This is a genomic window from Escherichia sp. E2661 (genome assembly GCF_004745185.1).
Lineage (GTDB): Bacteria > Pseudomonadota > Gammaproteobacteria > Enterobacterales > Enterobacteriaceae > Escherichia.
Window position 1 is genome coordinate 142,250 of the sequence record NZ_PDIG01000017.1, and the last position, 21,008, is coordinate 163,257.

At 53.2% G+C, this 21,008-nt stretch carries 15 protein-coding genes and 2 pseudogenes; 10 read left to right on the plus strand and 7 right to left on the minus strand.

The window, feature by feature from the left end; genetic code table 11:
* Nucleotides 1-90 precede the first annotated feature (90 nt).
* The 3 genes from coaBC (at nucleotide 91) to slmA (ending at nucleotide 2,450) form a co-directional block, all read left to right on the plus strand.
* The gene (coaBC, locus tag CRI63_RS09025) at nucleotides 91-1,311 is read left to right on the plus strand and encodes a bifunctional phosphopantothenoylcysteine decarboxylase/phosphopantothenate--cysteine ligase CoaBC (protein ID WP_135403706.1); all 1,221 of its coding nucleotides are present in this window, start codon (nucleotides 91-93) and stop codon (nucleotides 1,309-1,311) included.
* Entirely contained in the window at nucleotides 1,289-1,747 is a 459-nt protein-coding gene (gene dut, locus CRI63_RS09030; RefSeq protein WP_000976070.1) for a dUTP diphosphatase, read from the plus strand. Before coaBC ends, dut begins: the two co-directional genes overlap by 23 nt.
* Nucleotides 1,748-1,853: 106 nt before the next feature.
* A complete protein-coding gene (slmA, locus tag CRI63_RS09035; protein ID WP_130206731.1) occupies nucleotides 1,854-2,450 on the plus strand; it encodes a nucleoid occlusion factor SlmA in 597 nt (198 codons plus the stop codon).
* A gap of 45 nt (nucleotides 2,451-2,495) precedes the next feature.
* Here the strand turns inward: slmA and CRI63_RS09040 are convergent, their stop codons facing one another.
* The 3 genes from CRI63_RS09040 to rph form a co-directional block, all read right to left on the minus strand.
* Complete coding sequence (locus tag CRI63_RS09040) at nucleotides 2,496-3,455, minus strand: reverse transcriptase family protein (protein ID WP_135519276.1); 960 nt, start codon at nucleotides 3,453-3,455, stop codon at nucleotides 2,496-2,498.
* A 297-nt stretch (nucleotides 3,456-3,752) separates the two neighbouring features.
* Nucleotides 3,753-4,394, minus strand: a complete 642-nt coding sequence (gene pyrE / locus CRI63_RS09045) for an orotate phosphoribosyltransferase (RefSeq protein ID WP_000806177.1) — start codon at nucleotides 4,392-4,394, stop codon at nucleotides 3,753-3,755.
* Nucleotides 4,395-4,459: 65 nt separating this feature from the next.
* The gene (gene rph, locus CRI63_RS09050; protein ID WP_001247086.1) at nucleotides 4,460-5,176 is read right to left on the minus strand and encodes a ribonuclease PH; all 717 of its coding nucleotides are present in this window, start codon (nucleotides 5,174-5,176) and stop codon (nucleotides 4,460-4,462) included.
* 126 nt (nucleotides 5,177-5,302) lie between these two features.
* On the opposite strand from rph, the pseudogene CRI63_RS09055 reads away from it, so the two are divergent.
* Nucleotides 5,303-6,167, plus strand: a pseudogene (locus CRI63_RS09055) (YicC/YloC family endoribonuclease).
* 251 nt (nucleotides 6,168-6,418) lie between these two features.
* Complete coding sequence (locus tag CRI63_RS09060; RefSeq protein ID WP_064526048.1) at nucleotides 6,419-7,036, plus strand: trimeric intracellular cation channel family protein; 618 nt, start codon at nucleotides 6,419-6,421, stop codon at nucleotides 7,034-7,036.
* Here CRI63_RS09060 and ligB read toward each other — a convergent pair.
* Nucleotides 7,033-8,718: an NAD-dependent DNA ligase LigB gene (ligB, locus tag CRI63_RS09065; protein WP_135519279.1), complete on the minus strand. Its 1,686-nt coding sequence runs from the start codon at nucleotides 8,716-8,718 to the stop codon at nucleotides 7,033-7,035. The genes CRI63_RS09060 and ligB overlap by 4 nt on opposite strands.
* Nucleotides 8,719-8,976: 258 nt before the next feature.
* On the opposite strand from ligB, the gene gmk reads away from it, so the two are divergent.
* From gmk to recG, 5 genes and pseudogenes are all read left to right on the plus strand, one after another.
* On the plus strand, nucleotides 8,977-9,600 hold the full coding sequence (gene gmk, locus CRI63_RS09070) for a guanylate kinase (protein ID WP_135519282.1): 624 nt from the start codon (nucleotides 8,977-8,979) through the stop codon (nucleotides 9,598-9,600).
* Nucleotides 9,601-9,654: 54 nt separating this feature from the next.
* Nucleotides 9,655-9,930, plus strand: coding sequence for a DNA-directed RNA polymerase subunit omega (gene rpoZ, locus CRI63_RS09075; RefSeq protein WP_000135058.1), 276 nt, complete (start codon nucleotides 9,655-9,657; stop codon nucleotides 9,928-9,930).
* Between the two features lie 18 nt (nucleotides 9,931-9,948).
* A pseudogene (gene spoT, locus CRI63_RS09080) lies at nucleotides 9,949-12,056 on the plus strand (bifunctional GTP diphosphokinase/guanosine-3',5'-bis pyrophosphate 3'-pyrophosphohydrolase).
* A gap of 6 nt (nucleotides 12,057-12,062) precedes the next feature.
* On the plus strand, nucleotides 12,063-12,752 hold the full coding sequence (gene trmH / locus CRI63_RS09085; protein ID WP_130215148.1) for a tRNA (guanosine(18)-2'-O)-methyltransferase TrmH: 690 nt from the start codon (nucleotides 12,063-12,065) through the stop codon (nucleotides 12,750-12,752).
* Between the two features lie 5 nt (nucleotides 12,753-12,757).
* Nucleotides 12,758-14,839 carry an ATP-dependent DNA helicase RecG gene (recG, locus tag CRI63_RS09090; RefSeq protein ID WP_135519285.1) on the plus strand — a complete coding sequence of 694 codons (2,082 nt, stop codon included), beginning with the start codon at nucleotides 12,758-12,760 and terminating at the stop codon, nucleotides 14,837-14,839.
* Between the two features lie 242 nt (nucleotides 14,840-15,081).
* Here recG and yhdP read toward each other — a convergent pair whose 3' ends face one another.
* The 3 genes from yhdP to yhdE all read right to left on the minus strand — a co-directional run bounded on the left by yhdP (nucleotide 15,082) and on the right by yhdE (nucleotide 21,001).
* Nucleotides 15,082-18,882 carry an AsmA2 domain-containing protein YhdP gene (gene yhdP / locus CRI63_RS09095; protein WP_135519288.1) on the minus strand — a complete coding sequence of 1,267 codons (3,801 nt, stop codon included), beginning with the start codon at nucleotides 18,880-18,882 and terminating at the stop codon, nucleotides 15,082-15,084.
* 66 nt (nucleotides 18,883-18,948) lie between these two features.
* The gene (rng, locus tag CRI63_RS09100; RefSeq protein ID WP_000123197.1) at nucleotides 18,949-20,418 is read right to left on the minus strand and encodes a ribonuclease G; all 1,470 of its coding nucleotides are present in this window, start codon (nucleotides 20,416-20,418) and stop codon (nucleotides 18,949-18,951) included.
* The gene (yhdE, locus tag CRI63_RS09105; protein WP_130219162.1) at nucleotides 20,408-21,001 is read right to left on the minus strand and encodes a nucleoside triphosphate pyrophosphatase YhdE; all 594 of its coding nucleotides are present in this window, start codon (nucleotides 20,999-21,001) and stop codon (nucleotides 20,408-20,410) included. The genes rng and yhdE overlap by 11 nt, the downstream gene beginning before the upstream one ends.
* Between the last annotated feature and the right edge of the window lie 7 nt (nucleotides 21,002-21,008).

A 21,008-nucleotide genomic window follows, 5' to 3' on the forward strand; every position in this document is an offset into this window, starting at 1 on the left:
TCGCAAAGTGATTCTCAGGTGAAAGCACGACAACAAAAGTATTGTGATAAAATCGCCAACTTCTGGTGTCCCCCTACAGGAAAAATCATCATGAGCCTGGCCGGTAAAAAAATCGTTCTCGGCGTCAGCGGCGGTATTGCTGCCTATAAAACCCCTGAGCTGGTGCGTCGTTTGCGCGATCGCGGAGCAGACGTCCGCGTAGCCATGACCGAAGCGGCAAAAGCCTTTATCACCCCACTTAGCTTGCAGGCGGTTTCGGGTTATCCCGTTTCCGATAGTCTGCTGGATCCAGCAGCCGAGGCGGCTATGGGTCATATTGAGCTGGGTAAATGGGCTGATTTAGTGATTCTCGCCCCAGCCACCGCTGATTTGATTGCCCGCGTAGCTGCCGGGATGGCGAATGATCTGGTATCAACGATTTGCCTGGCCACGCCTGCGCCTGTTGCCGTACTGCCAGCCATGAACCAGCAGATGTATCGTGCTGCGGCTACCCAACATAATTTAGAGGTACTTGCCTCACGTGGTTTGCTGATCTGGGGGCCAGATAGCGGCAGTCAGGCCTGTGGTGATATCGGCCCTGGGCGAATGCTCGATCCATTAACCATTGTGGATATGGCGGTAGCGCATTTTTCGCCCGTCAACGACCTGAAACATCTGAATATTATGATTACCGCCGGCCCGACGCGTGAACCGCTCGATCCCGTGCGTTATATCTCTAATCACAGCTCCGGCAAGATGGGCTTTGCTATCGCCGCTGCCGCTGCCCGTCGCGGAGCGAACGTTACACTGGTTTCCGGACCGGTTTCGCTACCGACACCGCCGTTTGTTAAACGTGTTGATGTGATGACCGCACTGGAGATGGAAGCCGCTGTGAAGGCCTCTGTACAGCAGCAAAATATTTTTATCGGTTGCGCCGCCGTGGCTGATTATCGCGCAGCCACTGTCGCCAGTGAAAAAATCAAAAAGCAGGCGACTCAGGGGGATGAATTAACAATAAAAATGGTCAAAAACCCTGATATCGTCGCCGGAGTTGCCGCACTAAAAGACCAAAGGCCTTATGTTGTTGGATTTGCGGCCGAAACAAATAATGTGGAAGAATACGCCCGGCAAAAACGTATTCGTAAAAACCTTGATCTGATCTGCGCGAACGATGTTTCCCGGCCAACTCAAGGATTTAACAGCGACAGCAATGCATTACACCTTTTCTGGCAAGACGGAGATAAAGTCTTACCGCTTGAGCGCAAAGAGCTCCTTGGCCAATTATTACTCGACGAGATCGTGACCCGTTATGATGAAAAAAATCGACGTTAAGATTCTGGACCCGCGCGTTGGGAAGGAATTTCCGCTCCCGACTTATGCCACTTCTGGTTCTGCCGGACTTGACCTGCGCGCCTGTCTCGACGACGCCGTAGAACTGGCGCCGGGCGACACCACCCTGGTACCTACCGGGTTGGCGATTCATATTGCCGACCCTTCACTGGCGGCGATGATGCTGCCGCGCTCCGGGCTGGGCCATAAGCACGGCATCGTGCTCGGTAACCTGGTGGGATTGATCGATTCTGACTATCAGGGCCAGTTGATGATTTCCGTGTGGAACCGTGGTCAGGACAGCTTCACCATTCAACCTGGCGAACGTATCGCCCAGATGATTTTTGTTCCGGTGGTACAGGCCGAATTTAATCTGGTGGAAGATTTCGACGCCACCGACCGCGGTGAAGGCGGCTTTGGTCACTCTGGTCGTCAGTAACACATACGCATCCAAATAACGTCATAACATAGCCGCAAACATTTCGTTTGCGGTCATAGCGTGGGTGCCGCCTGGCAAGTGCTTATTTTCAGGGGTATTTTGTAACATGGCAGAAAAACAAACTGCGAAAAGGAACCGTCGCGAAGAAATACTTCAGTCTCTGGCGCTGATGCTGGAATCCAGCGATGGAAGCCAACGTATCACGACAGCGAAACTGGCCGCCTCTGTCGGCGTTTCCGAAGCGGCTCTGTATCGCCACTTCCCCAGTAAAACCCGCATGTTCGATAGCCTGATTGAGTTTATCGAAGATAGCCTGATTACTCGCATCAATCTGATTCTGAAAGATGAGAAGGACACCACAACGCGCCTGCGTCTGATTGTGTTGTTGCTCCTCGGTTTTGGTGAGCGTAATCCTGGCCTGACCCGCATCCTTACCGGGCATGCGCTGATGTTTGAACAAGACCGCCTGCAAGGGCGCATCAACCAACTGTTCGAGCGTATTGAAGCGCAGTTGCGTCAGGTATTGCGTGAAAAGAGAATGCGTGAGGGTGAAGGTTACACCACCGATGAAACGCTGCTGGCAAGCCAGTTGCTGGCATTTTGTGAAGGTATGCTTTCACGCTTTGTCCGCAGCGAGTTTAAATACCGCCCGACGGATGATTTTGACGCCCGCTGGCCGCTAATTGCTGCGCAGTTGCAGTAATTCTCCCCTAAACGTTCAGGCAGAAACGTCTGCCTGACGCTTTTCTTACCATGCCACCAGCATTCGCTTTACACTTTCCCTCGCCTGTTTAAAGGCCTCATCCTCAGGGTTGATTTGCAATAACCAGTTTATTCTTCCCTGCAAAGCATACAGATACGCCGTTGCCTGTGCGTGGAGATCGCCTGAAGGATCAAGTTCACCACGATGACTAAGATGCGAAATAACGCCATATTTTTGGCACAAATGCACCTCCTGACGCAGCGCCCGGCGAGCTTCACGGGCAAGCTGTGGTTTGTGATTAACAACAATCCCGGTTACCTGCTGGCGCTTACAGGCACCTATCAGGCAGCTTTTGCGTTGATTGAGGCTCAGGCCCAGTTCCGCTAACAATCCGCACACTTTATTTTTAACCTGGCGGGCATTGAAGTGACCGGAAAAGGTCATGTCATCGCAGTAGCGGGTGTAGGTAATTCCCCGAGTCTGACACCATTCCCCTATGCGCTCATCAAAACAGCGCATCACAAGATTGGAAATGGCAGGCGAAGTTGGTGCCCCCTGCGGTAACGCGTCGTTATAACAACAAAGCCAGGTCAGCATGGTTACCACATTACGTGGCAACTGGGCCTGGCGAAATACACGCCAGACCTGTAACCAGCTAATGCTATCGAAAAAGTTTTCGATATCGAGTTTCAGGATCTGCGGCTGTTGGCAGTGTGGCTGCGCGTTGCTGACGATTGGGCAACCCGGTCGGTAGGCGGTAGCAAAAGAGGAAAGTGGAAATTGTGAAAGGACGTTCTTAAGAATGTTGCGCTGTACGGTTTTGAGCAAGTAATCAGGGGCTAGCAGCATCCGCTGACCACCGTGGCGCTTAGAAAGAATAATGCGTCGGTAATGGCGTCCGACATGATTACTGAGCGCATACAGCCGCTGTATTTCTTTATCGGCACTCCAGCCCGGCGAGCCGAACAAATCGAGCGCCAGAAGGGTTATCCGGGTAGCATCCATTCCACTCTCCACATCACGGCGGCCAAAAGAGGCACCAACAGCGGCAATACCATCAAACCATCCCGAAGGCGCGTAACTGTACTGAGCGCGTCAGCGCGACGTACGCGAAGCGTACTTAAGTACAATGAAGCGGCTTTGGGTATATGGACAAACTACTGGCGTTAAGTCGGCGACTCGCCGACCCTCCCGGCACAAAAGGCCGGAAACGCTATCGCCACTGCTGGCGAAAGCAGATTAACACGATATCTTAAAGCACATCACGCTGCGCACAGCAAAAACCCTGCGCAGCGCATATTTTTAAACGCCAAACTCTTCGCGATAGGCCTTAACCGCCGCCAGATGTTCCGCCATTTCTGGTTTCTCTTCCAGATAGGCAATCAGATCTTTCAGGGTGATGATAGAGATCACCTTGCAGTTGTAATCACGCTCAACTTCCTGAATCGCCGAAATTTCGCCGCGACCCCGTTCCTGACGATCGAGCGAAATCAGCACGCCAGCAAGCGTCGCGCCATTGGCCTGAATAATTTCCATCGACTCGCGAATCGCCGTCCCGGCGGTGATCACATCATCCACCAGCATCACACGGCCTTGTAACGCGCTACCAACCAGATTGCCGCCTTCACCGTGATCTTTTGCTTCTTTGCGGTTAAAGCAGTATGGCAGGTCCAGGTCATGATGCTCCGCCAGCGCCACGGCGGTTGTGGTGGCAATCGGGATCCCTTTGTAAGCAGGGCCAAACAGCAGATCGAACTCAATGCCGGAATCCACCAATGCTTCAGCGTAAAAACGGCCTAACAGTGCCAGGTCGCGCCCGGTATTAAACAGCCCGGCGTTGAAGAAATAGGGGCTTTTACGCCCGGATTTCAGCGTAAACTCGCCAAACTTTAACACCTGCTTGCTAAGCGCAAATTCAATAAACTGGCGCTGATATGGTTTCATGCCTTCGCTCCTCATCTTACTTTTCTACAGACAAAAAAAAGGCGACTCATCAGTCGCCTTAAAAATCAGTTTGCCAGCGCCGCCTTCTGCGTCGCTACAATGGATTCGATTCCCCCTCGAGCCAAGGCCAACAAGGTGAGTAGCTCTTCATGGGTGAACGGCTCGCCTTCTGCCGTCCCCTGCACTTCAATGATGCGCCCGTCTTCGGTCATCACTACGTTCATGTCCGTTTCAGCCGCTGAGTCTTCAACGTATTCCAGATCGCAAATCGCTTCGCCGTTAACAATACCGACAGAAACCGCGGCTACCATCCCTTTCATTGGATTGGTTTTCAGCTTGCCATTTTCAACCAGCTTATTCAGGGCATCGGCTAGTGCAACACAAGCACCGGTGATAGAAGCAGTGCGGGTGCCGCCATCGGCCTGAAGTACGTCGCAATCCAGCGTAATAGTAAACTCACCGAGGGCTTTCAAATCTACTGCGGCGCGCAATGCACGGGCGATCAGACGCTGGATTTCCATCGTGCGGCCGCCCTGTTTACCCTTCGCCGCTTCACGGGCATTACGGGTATGAGTAGAACGCGGCAGCATACCGTATTCTGCGGTGATCCAGCCCTGGCCCTGACCTTTCAGGAAGCGCGGCACGCCTTCTTCAATAGAGGCGGTACACAGCACTTTGGTATCGCCAAATTCGACCAGCACCGAGCCTTCTGCATGTTTTGTATAGTTACGAGTCAGGGTAACGGGACGCACCTGATTATTGCTACGGCCTGCTGGACGCATATTGAAATCTCCGGCTTGAAACAAATGTGGCTGCGCATTATACGGACTTCCGGCGGTTATTCCTATCCTGACAAGGCATCGATGGCTATAATCCTTCCACCTCTCCTTTTATAAACAGGAACGTCTATGATCCGCAGTATGACCGCCTACGCCCGGCGTGAAATCAAGGGTGAATGGGGGAGCGCAACCTGGGAAATGCGCTCGGTAAACCAGCGTTATCTGGAAACTTACTTTCGTCTGCCGGAGCAGTTCCGTAGCCTTGAACCTGTCGTTCGCGAGCGTATTCGTTCTCGCCTGACGCGCGGTAAAGTGGAATGTACCCTGCGCTATGAACCCGATGTCAGCGCGCAAGGTGAGCTGATCCTCAACGAAAAAACTGGCTAAACAGCTGGTAACTGCTGCGAACTGGGTAAAAATGCAGAGCGATGAAGGGGAAATCAACCCGGTTGATATCCTGCGCTGGCCGGGCGTGATGGCAGCCCAGGAGCAGGATCTTGACGCCATTGCCGCTGAAATTCTTGCTGCTCTTGATGGTACGCTGGATGACTTTATCATCGCGCGCGAAACCGAAGGACAGGCGCTGAAAGCGTTGATCGAGCAGCGTCTGGAAGGCGTCACCGCCGAAGTGGTCAAAGTCCGCGCCCATATGCCGGAAATCCTGCAATGGCAGCGCGAGCGTCTGGTCGCAAAGCTGGAAGATGCCCAGGTACAGCTGGAAAATAACCGTCTGGAGCAGGAGTTGGTTCTGCTGGCACAACGAATTGACGTTGCCGAAGAGCTGGACCGCCTCGAAGCGCATGTTAAAGAAACGTACAACATTCTGAAGAAAAAAGAAGCGGTTGGCCGTCGTCTGGACTTTATGATGCAGGAATTTAACCGCGAGTCGAACACTCTTGCGTCGAAATCTATCAATGCCGAAGTAACAAACTCCGCCATCGAGCTGAAAGTGTTGATCGAGCAAATGCGCGAGCAGATTCAGAACATCGAGTAAGCGACATATCTCCGTAGGCCGTTGTTGATTACAGCGGCGCTACGCATATAGTTTCGTCCTCATATTTATTTACTCCATACTTTTTCTAATGCATTTTACTTATCACAAAATCAGAAAAATGCATTCTTACTACAGAAAATAGCAATTTCACATAACTACAAGTTATCAATCCATTCTCTCCTTAAAAAATCTCAATCGTGACAATGCACACAAATCGCTACCCTGCCAGGCAGATTTTTAGGGAGAGAACCATGCTGTTACACATTTTGTATTTGGTTGGCATTACTGCCGAAGCAATGACAGGGGCGCTGGCGGCCGGACGGCGGCGCATGGATACATTTGGCGTAATTATCATTGCTACCGCCACCGCAATTGGCGGAGGATCAGTACGTGATATTCTGCTGGGCCACTATCCGCTTGGCTGGGTCAAACACCCGGAGTATGTGATTATCGTCGCCACCGCCGCCGTGTTCACCACCATCGTTGCTCCCGTGATGCCTTACCTGCGTAAAGTCTTTCTGGTGCTCGATGCACTCGGACTGGTGGTTTTTTCTATCATTGGCGCACAGGTCGCGCTGGATATGGGACACGGCCCGATCATTGCCGTTGTCGCGGCTGTGACGACTGGCGTGTTTGGCGGCGTTTTGCGCGATATGTTCTGTAAACGCATCCCACTGGTATTCCAGAAAGAGTTGTACGCCGGGGTTTCTTTTGCTTCCGCCGTGCTGTATATCGCACTGCAACACTATGTTTCCAACCATGATGTGGTGATTATTTCCACCCTGGTATTCGGCTTTTTCGCTCGCTTGCTGGCGCTGCGTCTTAAACTGGGATTACCGGTTTTTTATTACAGCCACGAAGGCCACTAAGGCACAAAACCTGTGATCTGCTGGGCAGCCAGCCAGTTGCCCAGCATCTTGATTTGCGCATTATTCTTCCATTCCATAACCTGACTTGCGCGACGCAGCCCTGTCCCCGGTAGTTGCTGCCAATACTGTTCGCTTCTCTGCAAAAGTTGCGCCCAGGAGCTGAAGTCGTTGGCATTAAGCGCCGTTTGGGTTAACGGTATTCCCATTGCCATCACCCAGCGAGTAAAAGGCTGCTGACGTGCCAGGTTAAACTGATGCCACAACTGCTCACCTTTACTCTTCGCGATCCCCGGCGTGTGCTGCAATTGCTCTGGCGTTAATGAAAGCCAGGAAAAAATATGCTCAAAGCGATGCGTCTGATGTAGCGAGCGCCAGCCAGATTCACCGATGCCCTCCAGCCCCAAAACCTGTTTTGATCCCAGCCAAACTAATCGCGATATGAATTGTTCCTGACAAACATCAGAAGCGAAGTAGCAGGTCAACGCGTTAAAACGGTTTTCTGGCGGCGTCGGTTTTGTGCGTTCTGCTCCGCGCCAGACCACTTCATCAATGCGTGGAATACCCTGACCGGCAAGACTCACAAGGATTTGATCGTCAGGTGCAATGTCCCACTCCTGCCAACGTCTGACGGAACCAATGTTCACCCGCTGGACTTTTTTATCATCCAGCATGACAGGCGCGAGTGACGCCACCACCGAGATTTTTCCGCTCTTACCGACAGCAAACTGTATCGCGTTTACTTCAGTAACCTGGGCCACAGGCTGATATTTCCACGCTATCAGCCAGTCCGCCTGACCCGGTAGCCAATGACGGGATTCGGGTTCCTTAGCCGCTCGCACCACCACGCCATCGGTGACGAAGGGCAATTTCGCTTTCCACCACTCATTACGTGCTCGCTCAACCTCGTCTGCGCTTTTCACCGCAAGGGTATACTTCTGCGTCAAAGTAAAGCCCGCAGTAGCAAGCTGCTGTAATCGCTCGGCCATCAACTGTGGTCCATCCGGCCATGCCCAGATAAACACGCCCAGTGAATGCAGCGTGTCGCTATTGTCCTGGCGCATCAAAATGCCAGCGACCTTTGAACGGGCATTCATTCCTCCCATTTGTTGTTGGATATGCCCCTCACGCTGGAGAAATATCTCACCCTGCAGGGTGCTGTTGGCCAAAGCTCCGCTAACAGATTGCGGTACAGAAGGAATCAAGCGTATTTTCTGCGTCCAGTCCTCACCTTTAAGCCCATTGCCACGACTGATCGCTTTAATCAGTTTTCCATCACGGTAGACCAGTGTTACCGCAACGCCATCAACTTTTGGCTGCACCCAAAGATCGCTGTGCTCATGCATCCACAGACGTAACGCATTTTTATCCACTAACTTACGTACCCCCGTATGCGCAACCGGATGGATAACCGTGCCACTCAACGGCGGCGGCATAGCGTCACCCGTTGTCTCTTCGCCAAAACAGCGTTGCCACTGTGCAAGGCGGGCGCTTAACTGATCGTAAACCCCATCTTCCACGTCACTTTTCCCTTTTTTCCAGTAATCATCGTCCCACTGTTTTACTTGCTGTTGTAGACGGGAGATTTCTTCATGCGCTCTGGCTGGAGACCAGGCCGGGCAGACCGCCTTCGCTGATGATTGCCAGCACAAAATACTCATTAACACTGCAATCCATACTTTCATCGTCACCTCCGCTGTAGTCAGGCGGGCAGATATACAACGAGATGAATGCAAAACCGAGGGGCAAAAATAAAGTGTGAGATGACGCTTCCAGAGAATCGTCTTTGTTGCAGTAAATGACCGGGAATTGCGGAAACAGGTACGCAAAACGCAACAACTTTGCGCAAAAAGTGTGAGCAAGGGCTACGTCACATGGCCGCGCCGTGTATAATAAGCCCGTATGTAGGCTTTATTTCGCTTAATCACATACGAAAGATACTCATGGCTCAAGGCACGCTTTATATTGTTTCTGCCCCCAGTGGCGCGGGTAAATCCAGCCTGATTCAGGCTTTATTAAAAACCCAACCGTTGTACGACACTCAGGTTTCTGTTTCACATACCACGCGCGCACCGCGTCCGGGTGAAGTACATGGCGATCACTACTTCTTTGTTAATCATGATGAATTTAAAGAGATGATTAGCAGAGATGCATTCCTTGAGCACGCGGAAGTGTTCGGTAATTACTATGGCACTTCACGCGAGGCCATTGAGCAAGTATTGGCGAGCGGCGTGGATGTTTTTCTGGATATTGACTGGCAGGGCGCGCAGCAAATTCGCCAGAAAATGCCGCATGCGCGGAGTATCTTTATTCTACCGCCGTCAAAAATTGAGTTAGACCGCCGTTTACGGGGTCGAGGTCAGGACAGCGAAGAGGTCATTGCAAAGCGTATGGCGCAAGCAGTTGCAGAAATGAGCCATTACGCCGAATATGATTATTTAATAGTGAATGATGATTTCGACACCGCTCTGGGTGATCTAAAAACTATCATTCGCGCCGAACGCTTGCGCATGAGCCGCCAAAAGCAGCGTCATGACGCTTTAATCAGCAAATTGTTGGCAGACTGAACCTTCTTTCAGTATCATGCCCAGTCATTTCTTCACCTGTGGAGCTTTTTAAGTATGGCACGCGTAACTGTTCAGGACGCTGTAGAGAAAATTGGTAACCGTTTTGACCTGGTACTGGTCGCCGCGCGTCGCGCTCGTCAGATGCAGGTAGGCGGAAAGGATCCGCTGGTACCGGAAGAAAACGATAAAACCACAGTAATCGCGCTGCGCGAAATCGAAGAAGGTCTGATCAACAACCAGATCCTCGACGTGCGCGAACGCCAGGAACAGCAAGAGCAGGAAGCCGCTGAATTACAAGCCGTTACCGCTATTGCTGAAGGTCGTCGTTAATCACAAAGCGGGTCGCCCTTGTATCTGTTTGAAAGCCTGAATCAACTGATTCAAAACTACCTGCCGGAAGACCAAATCAAACGTCTGCGGCAGGCGTATCTCGTTGCACGTGATGCTCACGAGGGGCAAACACGTTCAAGCGGTGAACCCTATATCACGCACCCGGTAGCGGTTGCCTGCATTCTGGCCGAGATGAAACTCGACTATGAAACGCTAATGGCAGCGCTGCTGCATGACGTGATTGAAGATACTCCCGCCACCTACCAGGATATGGAACAGCTTTTTGGTAAAAGCGTCGCCGAACTGGTAGAGGGAGTATCAAAGCTTGATAAGCTCAAGTTCCGCGATAAGAAAGAAGCGCAGGCCGAAAACTTTCGCAAGATGATTATGGCGATGGTGCAGGATATCCGCGTCATTCTCATCAAACTCGCAGACCGTACCCACAACATGCGCACGCTGGGCTCACTTCGCCCGGACAAACGTCGCCGCATCGCCCGTGAAACTCTCGAAATCTACAGCCCGCTGGCGCACCGTTTAGGCATCCACCACATTAAAACCGAACTCGAAGAGCTGGGTTTTGAAGCGCTGTATCCCAACCGTTATCGCGTAATCAAAGAAGTGGTGAAGGCCGCGCGCGGCAACCGTAAAGAGATGATCCAAAAAATCCTCTCGGAAATCGAAGGGCGTTTGCAGGAAGCGGGAATACCGTGCCGCGTCAGTGGTCGCGAAAAGCATCTTTATTCGATCTACTGCAAAATGGTGCTCAAAGAGCAGCGTTTTCACTCGATCATGGACATCTACGCCTTCCGCGTGATCGTCAATGATTCCGACACCTGTTATCGCGTGCTCGGCCAGATGCACAGCCTGTACAAGCCGCGTCCGGGTCGTGTGAAAGACTATATCGCCATTCCCAAAGCGAACGGCTATCAGTCTTTGCACACCTCGATGATTGGCCCGCACGGTGTGCCGGTTGAGGTCCAGATCCGTACCGAAGATATGGATCAGATGGCGGAGATGGGTGTTGCCGCGCACTGGGCTTATAAAGAGCACGGCGAAACCAGCACCACCGCGCAAATCCGCGCCCAGCGCTGGATGCAAAGCCTGCTGGAGCTGCAACAGAGCGCCGGTAGTTCGTTTGAATTTATCGAGAGCGTTAAATCCGATCTCTTCCCGGATGAAATTTACGTTTTCACACCGGAAGGGCGCATTGTCGAGCTGCCAGCCGGTGCAACGCCTGTCGACTTCGCTTATGCGGTGCATACCGATATCGGTCATGCCTGCGTGGGCGCACGCGTTGACCGTCAGCCTTACCCGCTGTCGCAGCCGCTTACCAGCGGCCAGACGTTGAAATCATTACCGCACCTGGCGCTCGCCCGAATGCCGCATGGCTGAATTTTGTCGTCAGCTCGAAAGCGCGCGCCAAAATTCGTCAGTTGCTGAAAAACCTCAAGCGTGATGATTCTGTAAGCCTGGGCCGCCGCCTGCTCAACCATGCGTTGGGTGGTAGCCGTAAGCTCAATGAAATCCCGCAGGAAAATATTCAGCGTGAACTGGACCGCATGAAGCTGGCTACGCTTGACGATCTGCTGGCGGAAATTGGTCTTGGCAACGCGATGAGCGTGGTGGTCGCGAAGAATCTGCAACATGGGGACGCTTCCATTCCACCGGCGACCCAAAGTCACGGACATCTGCCAATTAAAGGTGCCGATGGCGTGCTGATCACCTTTGCGAAATGCTGCCGCCCTATTCCTGGCGACCCGATTATCGCCCACGTCAGCCCCGGTAAAGGACTGGTGATCCACCATGAATCCTGCCGTAACATCCGTGGCTACCAGAAAGAGCCAGAGAAGTTTATGGCTGTGGAGTGGGATAAAGAGACGGCGCAGGAGTTCATCACCGAAATCAAGGTGGAGATGTTCAATCATCAGGGCGCGCTGGCAAACCTGACGGCAGCGATCAATACGACCAACTCCAATATTCAAAGTTTGAATACAGAAGAAAAGGATGGTCGCGTCTACAGCGCCTTTATTCGTCTGACCGCCCGTGACCGTGTGCATCTGGCGAATATCATGCGCAAAATCCGCGTGATGCCAGACGTGATTAAAGTCACCCGAAACCGAAATTAATGTTTTATGAACCCAACACGTTATGCACGTATCTGCGAAATGCTCGCCAGGCGGCAGCCTGATCTGACCGTCTGCATGGAGCAGGTCCACAAACCCCATAACGTTTCTGCGATCATTCGTACCGCAGATGCCGTTGGCGTACACGAAGTCCACGCCGTCTGGCCTGGCAGCCGGATGCGCACTATGGCTTCAGCTGCGGCTGGCAGCAACAGTTGGGTACAGGTGAAAACGCACCGTACCATTGGCGATGCCGTCGCCCATCTGAAAGGCCAGGGCATGCAGATTCTGGCAACCCATCTTTCTGATAGCGCTGTCGATTTCCGCGAAATTGATTACACCCGCCCGACCTGTATTTTGATGGGTCAGGAGAAAACGGGCATCACTCAGGAAGCATTAGCCCTGGCGGATCAGGACATCATCATTCCGATGATCGGCATGGTGCAGTCGCTGAATGTTTCCGTTGCCTCAGCCCTCATTCTTTACGAAGCCCAGCGCCAGCGGCAAAACGCAGGCATGTACCTGCGTGAAAACAGTATGTTGCCGGAAGCAGAGCAACAACGTTTGTTGTTTGAAGGCGGCTATCCGGTGCTGGCGAAAGTCGCAAAACGCAAAGGTCTGCCTTACCCCCACGTCAATCAGCAAGGCGAAATTGAAGCCGATGCCGACTGGTGGGCCACGATGCAGGCCGCAGGGTAAGCGCCATGAAAGGTCGCCTGTTAGATGCTGTCCCGCTCAGTTCCCTAACGGGCGTGGGCGCAGCGCAAAGTAACAAACTGGCGAAAATCAACCTGCATACCGTGCAGGACTTGTTATTACACCTTCCCCTGCGCTATGAAGATCGCACCCATCTCTACCCCATCGGTGAGCTACTGCCGGGCGTTTATGCCACGGTGGAAGGCGAAGTGCTGAACTGCAATATCTCCTTCGGCGGTCGGCGAATGATGACCTGCCAGATTAGCGACGGTTCCGGCATTCTCACCATGCGCTTTTTCAATTTCAGCGCGGCGATGAAAAATAGCCTGGCGACGGGCCGCCGCGTGCTGGCCTATGGCGAAGCAAAGCGCGGTAAATATGGTGCGGAGATGATCCACCCGGAATACCGCGTACAGGGCGATCTCAGTACGCCAGAGTTGCAGGAAACGCTCACGCCGGTTTACCCAACCACCGAAGGCGTAAAGCAGGCGACGCTTCGAAAACTGACCGATCAGGCGTTGGATCTGCTCGACACCTGCGCCATTGAAGAACTCCTGCCGCCGGAACTGTCACAAGGAATGATGACGTTACCGGAAGCGTTGCGCACTCTGCATCGCCCACCGCCAACGCTGCAACTTAGCGATCTGGAAACCGGGCAGCATCCGGCGCAACGTCGTCTGATTCTGGAAGAACTGCTGGCGCACAACCTTAGCATGCTGGCGTTACGCGCCGGAGCGCAACGTTTCCATGCCCAGCCGCTTAGCGCCAATGACGCGCTGAAAAATAAACTCCTCGCCGCCTTACCGTTCAAGCCAACGGGCGCACAGGCACGCGTAGTGGCGGAGATCGAGCGCGATATGGCGCTGGATGTGCCGATGATGCGTCTGGTACAGGGCGATGTAGGTTCCGGTAAAACGCTGGTCGCCGCCCTCGCCGCGCTGCGTGCGATTGCGCACGGCAAACAGGTGGCGCTGATGGCACCAACCGAGTTACTTGCCGAGCAGCACGCCAATAACTTCCGCAACTGGTTTGAACCGCTCGGTATCGAAGTGGGCTGGCTCGCCGGTAAGCAGAAAGGTAAAGCGCGACTGGCTCAGCAAGAAGCCATCGCCAGCGGTCAGGTGCAGATGATTGTTGGCACCCATGCCATTTTCCAGGAACAGGTGCAGTTTAACGGCCTGGCACTGGTGATTATCGATGAACAGCATCGCTTTGGCGTGCATCAGCGTCTGGCATTGTGGGAGAAAGGCCAGCAACAGGGCTTCCATCCACATCAGTTGATCATGACCGCCACGCCGATCCCCCGCACGCTGGCAATGACCGCGTATGCCGATCTCGACACCTCGGTCATTGATGAACTGCCGCCAGGACGTACCCCAGTGACGACAGTGGCAATTCCTGATACCCGCCGTAACGATATTATCGACCGCGTGCGCCACGCCTGCATGACTGAAGGTCGTCAGGCGTACTGGGTTTGTACGTTGATTGAAGAATCGGAATTACTGGAAGCGCAGGCGGCGGAAGCCACGTGGGAAGAATTAAAATTGGCGTTGCCGGAACTGAACGTTGGTCTGGTGCACGGGCGGATGAAACCAGCCGAGAAACAGGCGGTGATGGCGTCGTTTAAACAAGGCGAGCTACACCTGCTGGTTGCCACAACCGTTATTGAAGTCGGCGTTGATGTGCCTAACGCTAGTCTGATGATTATCGAAAACCCGGAGCGTCTCGGTCTGGCGCAGTTACACCAGCTTCGCGGGCGTGTAGGTCGTGGCGCGGTGGCTTCTCACTGTGTCCTGCTCTACAAAACACCGCTCTCCAAAACGGCGCAAATCCGCCTGCAAGTGCTGCGTGACAGTAACGACGGTTTTGTGATTGCGCAGAAAGATTTGGAGATACGCGGACCGGGTGAACTGTTAGGCACACGTCAGACGGGTAATGCCGAATTTAAAGTGGCAGATTTACTGCGCGACCAGGCGATGATCCCGGAAGTTCAGCGCCTGGCGCGACATATTCATGAACGTTACCCACAGCAGGCAAAAGCCCTGATAGAACGCTGGATGCCAGAGACTGAACGTTACTCGAATGCGTAAAAGGCGGCGGTGAGAAGACCGCCGTTTCAGGTTGATCTACCTTCCTGCCGGATGCGGCGTGAGCGCCTTATCCGGCCTACGGTTATGTTCCGGCTCGTTGGCCTGATAAGACGCATCGCATCAGGCAACAGGCTGCCGGATGCGGCGTGAACGCCTTATCCGACCTACGGTTATGTTCCGGCTCGTTGGCCTTTGGCAACGATTATCTAATGAGATTGGGGCAATTACGCGCCATCGTCAAATCATTGCGCTTTTTCTTTACGCGGTTGGCGCAATACTTCGTTGATTTGCGGAGCGTCCAGCGGACCAGAAATGTGGTAGCGCAAAATGGAGACTTTGCTCCACAGCGGCCCCAGCACTTTACTGGCAGCAAACACCGCCGCACCGACAATGGGATTAACCGCAAAGGCCGCAGCCACACCCACCGTCGCGGAAATTTCTGGTGCGACAACCGCCTCCATATTCAGATCGCGGCGTACCAGATTTACCGACCCTTTCATGGCGATATCCGCTTCCAGGCCATCCACCAGCGTGTCATCAGTGTGCATAACACCGTCTTTAATCCACGCCGTGCTGCGAATGGAGTCAAAATAGAAACCTTCGCCAAAGGTATCCCTGAAATCAAAGCGCAGCTTACGCATCAGAGCATCGACGCTCAATAAGCGCAGCAATTGCCCGGCATGTCCGGTGCTGATGTCGGTAATTTCACCTTTGCCCAGTTGAGTATGGATGATGCCATTCAACGTTGCCTCATCCGGCTGCCACGGCGCTTTCCGCCAGTGTAAATCGTAATCCACATTAAATGACGACTGGCGTATTGGCGTCGTGACACCAAAAAATTCAGCAGCGGCATCAATTTTCTGCCCGCGTAATTTTCCTTTCAGCGAGGTACGTTCATTCCCCGGATTGTTAACCCATTCACCCTCGGCAGTAAGCCGCGAGAAACCGGTATCAATCAGTCCATTAGCCAGCGTTAACGTATCGCCAGAAATGGTGATATCGCTGTCGATGCGACCGAATTTTTGCCCCCAGAACCAGCACTCTGCGCAACGTATTTGCGCATCCGGCCAACCACGGAAGCTAATGCGCGCCGTAGTTGGGAAAGGTGACGACGGCGTGGAGTCACCACTGGTTTTCGCCACGCTGGGGTTGTAATAGAGATATTTAATCGTCGCCAGCCACGGCGCGTTATTGCGCATTGCCAGCGTAGCGTTGATTTCACGTCCTTGCGCCTCGACCTGAGTGCCATTTGCCATCGGTTGCGAAACAATACTCAGGTTATTCCATTGCTGATTTCCCAGCGACAACGCTGGCGTACGCAACGTAATGTGCTGGGGAAAACTCACCGCACTACCGACTTTATCCGTCGCGCCTTTCTGGAAAAGCGCCAGCCACTCGGCACCATCCATCGGTGGCATATTTAACTCAACACCGCTTTGTTCCGGTAACGGCGGAAGCGTTTTACTGTCTGCCGCCCAGATAGCGCGATCGAGCGTCAGCTTTTGACCGAGCAACCAGCGGCTGTTGAAATGGTTATCCGCGCCGGCCTGTCCGGTTAATTCAAAGCTATTGAGGTTGCCATCGACCTTGATGTTAACCGGCAGCGATTCGCCAGCGGGTTTGGCTAACGGCGAAGGTAAGTGACTACTCACATTCTTCAGATCACCGTTCAGTTCTACGTTATACGTTGCGCCAGCATGATAAGGCAGCTCAATGCCCACTTTACCATCCCAGGCCACGCTGCCGCTTAATGCTTCATTTACCGCTTCAGGCAGAACGTCAGTTTTCGCTGGTTGCCAGTTACCGTTGAGATTCACCGCGACCTGGTAGGCTTTCGCCCCTTCTTTGGTGGAAAAATCCACGTTCAGTGGCTGATTAAACCAACTTGCTGTCAGTGGTTCGCTTTGCAGATCGCCATTGATAAAGCTGAATTTGCCGCTCAAATTTTTCAGTGTGCTATCAAGTGGTTTGATAAACAGACTGTTATTACGCAGCGTCACTTCGCCTTTCGCTGTAACCAGTTCGCCGTTCAGTGGGATATCGAGATGTAAGCGAGCATTCACATCGCCGTCGAGCTGGAGTTCTTGCAGGGTTGCTCCCAGAGAGTCTTTCAGCGGCGTCTCATCAAAGTAAGGACCAACAGCTTTGCCCGGACCTTTAATGTCAGCATCAATCAGCAATTTTTCTTTCGAGTAGTCAGGGATCACTGCGGTGAGATTACTCGCACGCACGCCGCCCAGATTGACGCCATCGGTTTTCATCCATAAACCGTCGTTTATGAAGTCCAGTTCAATATCGAGATTAGTTAATGCTGGCCAGTCCGGCTGGAAGGCAAACTTCGCGTTACGCAGCGGCACCAGCACCTCAAACTGACCTTCGTTGTGTTTATAGGGGAAAAGTTGCGGATTGCCGCCATAAACCAGCGTCGCGTTATCCGCTTCACCGCCCTGAATTGCGCCACTTAAGTAATCGACTAACTCTTTCCCCATCAGATTTTCTGGGAAATAGCGCCACGCTTGTGAACCATCATCGGTACTGATACCCGCCAGAATGCCCAGCCAGGGTTCATCATTAGTCGGTTGCAGGTAGCGGAAACCACCGCGTGCATGGACGGCTTTGGCTTTAACATCTATGTTGCGGCCATCAAGCTGGAAACCTTTGTCGTTATTCAGCCAGCTTAGGGTCGCCTTACCGTCAGCAATTTCCAGCGGTGCGCGGAAAACTGTTTCATAAGGCATTTTCGCCTGTTTCATGGACGCGGTCAGTAAACCATTTTCTACACTACCGGAAAGCGTCCCGGAGAAATGTTCCGCGCCCGGCAGTAATTTCCATTGCTTCCAGGCCAGATCGCTCCACGATGCCTGAAAGCGAGTTTTGTCTGCTGCCTGAAGCGGGATATCCAGCGCCAGGGTGTTGATCTTGCCGCTCGGTTGCGTAGACCGCCAGATATCGCCCAGCGCAGGTGAAAGTTTTGCTGCCAGCGGACGAATACCTTCCAGTCCCGCCAGTTCCAGATTGCTGGCGCGAATCCGCAGTTCGTCACTGCGTTTATTGTCTTTGCCGCCAACATCCTGTTCCGGTATCCAGGCCAGCGTCAATGCCCCACTCGGCCAGCGTTTGCCATCCATCGTGATCCGGGTATCGGGAATAGAAAACTGCCAGCCGGGATGTTCACGCGTAATGTGTGCGGTGAGATTATCTACCGCCAGTGAATGCGTTTGCTTCTCGCCCAACCAGCTGGCACCGCCCTGTTTCAGCCAGACGTCACCGCCGGTTACATCGCCTTTGTCGATCGTCATCCAGCCTTCGAGGGAGAACTGCGCCGTTTCCAGCGCAATGTTGTCCTGCATCCATTTACCCAGCCACGGCTTCAGGTCAATATCATCAGCCTGTAGCCAGACGCGGCCGTTGCTTAACAGCCCTTCGTCATCACGCAGATCCATACGAACTTGCATCACGCCGTGCTGCCCGGTGAGGCTGGAGAGACTTACCTGACCTTCCGCACGGTGTCGGCGCGGATTGTTAAGCCAGGTGAGTTGCGGGATCGCCAGTTCGGCGCGCTGACCGGATGGCGTGAGGAAACTGACTTCGCTGTCGCGAAGATCGAAGTGATCAAACTGACGAAGAAACAGGTCGCTGATGTGGCTGGCTTCCAGACCATCATTACCACCACCGCTGGTGATGGGGGTATTGGTGCGGAAACGCAGTTGCCAGAAAGTCAGATCGCGAAACTGCCAGCGCATATGCAGCAGGCTCTGCCAGACATCCAGCGCCAGAGTGACGCGTTTGACAGAAAACTCACCGCCATCTTTCAGCTCCGCGCGAATGTCGCGCGCTTCAAGCGTGGGGCCAAAATTCTGCCAGCTGGCGGAAAGCTGGCTGGCTTCTACCGGCATGCCGGTAGCGGATTCAATTTTATTGAGGATTTCTGGACGCCAGGCATCAAGATGCGGCAAAGCAATACGCAGGCCGCTGACCAGCAGCGCAGCGATCACAACGAGCGCGGCTCCAGTAAGCAGTAAAATCCCCGGCAATCGCCTCACCCGTCACTCCTTGTCTGCTAAAAATGTGACTCAAAAAACATTGCCGGATGGCGGCCCAGCATTTGTTTACATCATGACGACGTCAAACTGCTCCTGGTTGTAGAGCGGTTCGATTTGTACTTTAACCTGCTTACCCACAAAAATTTCCACTTCCGCCAGCGAGTGCGACTCTTCGCCTTTCAAGGCCTCGGCAACTGCCGGAGAAGCATAGACCAGGAAACGGTCAGAGTCGTAAGCATGGTGCACGCGAACAATCTCGCGCATGATTTCATAGCACACGGTTTCCACGGTTTTCACCGTTCCGCGACCGTGGCAAGTTGGGCATTCGTTACACAATACATGTTCAATGCTTTCGCGGGTGCGTTTACGCGTCATTTCCACCAGCCCCAGCGCAGAGAAGCCGTTAACGCTGGTTTTCACCCGGTCTTTGCTCAACGCCTGCTCCAGCGAATGCAGTACCCGACGACGGTGATCTTCATTATTCATGTCGATGAAATCAATAATGATAATTCCGCCCAGGTTACGCAACCGTAACTGGCGAGCAATGGCCTGCGTCGCTTCAATATTAGTATTGAAGATGGTGTCGTCCAGATTGCGATGACCGACAAACGCCCCGGTATTGATGTCCACGGTGGTCATCGCTTCGGTCTGGTCGATAATCAGATAACCGCCAGACTTCAACTCAACTTTGCGTTCCAGCGCCCGCTGAATCTCGTTTTCGACGTCAAAGAGATCGAAAATCGGCTGGCGCCCCGTGTAATGCTCCAGCTTGCTGGTCATTTCCGGAATGTACTCAGAAGTGAACTCAAGTAATGCTTCGTAAGTCAGCCGTGAATCAACGCGAATGCGGTCCAGCTCGGCATCGGCAAAATCACGCAGCACACGCTGCGCCAGCGCCAGTTCACCGTACAGTTGATAACGCGTCTGTGGGCGCTTTTTACGCTCCATGACTTTGGTCCAGACACGCTTCAGATAAGCGGCATCGGAGGCTAGTTCAGCTTCGCCTACACCTTCTGCCGCGGTACGGATGATAAATCCGCCCTGCTCGTCGCAATACTCGGCGACCACTTTTTTCAGGCGTTCACGTTCGGATTCACTTTCGATACGTTGGGAAACCCCAACATGAGACGCTCCTGGCATAAACACCAGATAGCGAGATGGCAGCGTGATATCCGTGGTCAGGCGCGCGCCTTTGGTACCAAGCGGATCTTTCACCACCTGTACCATCAGATCTTGCCCCTGACGGACCAGTTCCGAGATGTCACGCACCGTAAATTGTTTTTGTTCCTCACCAGCCACACATTCGGTGTGCGGCATGATGTCAGAAGCGTGTAGAAACGCAGCTTTATCCAGCCCAATATCTACAAAAGCCGCCTGCATACCCGGAAGTACGCGACTTACACGACCCTTGTAGATATTGCCTACTATTCCGCGTCGCGCCTCACGTTCAATATGAATTTCCTGCAGAATACCGCCATCAATATACGCCACTCGTGTTTCCGAAGGCGTTACGTTTACCAACAATTCAGCCGTCATGTTTATCCCTTTTCTCACGCAGTGCGTTAAAATTACTCAATAATTCACACGTTTCAACCAGCGGTAAGCCGACTACGGCGTGATAGCTGCCATTTATCTTCCTGACAAAACAACCACCAAGCCCCTGAATACCGTATGCACCTGCTTTATCTAACGGTTCACCGCTGGCGACATAGCCCGCGATATCTTCATCTGTTAACGTTCTGAAAGTCACATCGGTGACCACCAGGCAATCGAGAATGTGCTGACTGTCGGCCAACGCCACTGCCGTCATTACCTGATGAGTCTGTCCCGATAATTTGCGCAACATCTGCGCCGCATGATCTGCATCACGCGGTTTCTCCAGTACTTCGCCGTTCAGAATCACAATGGTATCCGCACCCAACACAGGGAGATCCTGCGCCGTTTGCGCGACGCCCGCCTGAGCTTTCTCGCGCGCCAGACGCACAACGTATTGCTGCGCGCTCTCCTGCGGAAAGCGTTGCTCCTCAATGCCCGTAACGATGCGTTCGAAGGAAACGCCAAGTTGCGCAAGTAACTCCTGCCGACGCGGAGAACCGGAAGCTAAATACAGAGAAGTCATAGATACC

Excerpts from the sequence above, each read along its gene's own strand:
- coaBC (WP_135403706.1), top strand. The coding sequence starts at position 91 with ATGAGCCTGGCCGGTAAAAAAATCGTTCTCGGCGTCAGCGGCGGTATT.
- dut (WP_000976070.1), top strand. The coding sequence starts at position 1,289 with ATGATGAAAAAAATCGACGTTAAGATTCTGGACCCGCGCGTTGGGAAG.
- slmA (WP_130206731.1), top strand. The coding sequence starts at position 1,854 with ATGGCAGAAAAACAAACTGCGAAAAGGAACCGTCGCGAAGAAATACTT.
- CRI63_RS09040 (WP_135519276.1), bottom strand. The coding sequence starts at position 3,455 with ATGGATGCTACCCGGATAACCCTTCTGGCGCTCGATTTGTTCGGCTCG.
- pyrE (WP_000806177.1), bottom strand. The coding sequence starts at position 4,394 with ATGAAACCATATCAGCGCCAGTTTATTGAATTTGCGCTTAGCAAGCAG.
- rph (WP_001247086.1), bottom strand. The coding sequence starts at position 5,176 with ATGCGTCCAGCAGGCCGTAGCAATAATCAGGTGCGTCCCGTTACCCTG.
- CRI63_RS09060 (WP_064526048.1), top strand. The coding sequence starts at position 6,419 with ATGCTGTTACACATTTTGTATTTGGTTGGCATTACTGCCGAAGCAATG.
- ligB (WP_135519279.1), bottom strand. The coding sequence starts at position 8,718 with ATGAAAGTATGGATTGCAGTGTTAATGAGTATTTTGTGCTGGCAATCA.
- gmk (WP_135519282.1), top strand. The coding sequence starts at position 8,977 with ATGGCTCAAGGCACGCTTTATATTGTTTCTGCCCCCAGTGGCGCGGGT.
- rpoZ (WP_000135058.1), top strand. The coding sequence starts at position 9,655 with ATGGCACGCGTAACTGTTCAGGACGCTGTAGAGAAAATTGGTAACCGT.
- trmH (WP_130215148.1), top strand. The coding sequence starts at position 12,063 with ATGAACCCAACACGTTATGCACGTATCTGCGAAATGCTCGCCAGGCGG.
- recG (WP_135519285.1), top strand. The coding sequence starts at position 12,758 with ATGAAAGGTCGCCTGTTAGATGCTGTCCCGCTCAGTTCCCTAACGGGC.
- rng (WP_000123197.1), bottom strand. The coding sequence starts at position 20,418 with ATGACGGCTGAATTGTTGGTAAACGTAACGCCTTCGGAAACACGAGTG.
- yhdE (WP_130219162.1), bottom strand. The coding sequence starts at position 21,001 with ATGACTTCTCTGTATTTAGCTTCCGGTTCTCCGCGTCGGCAGGAGTTA.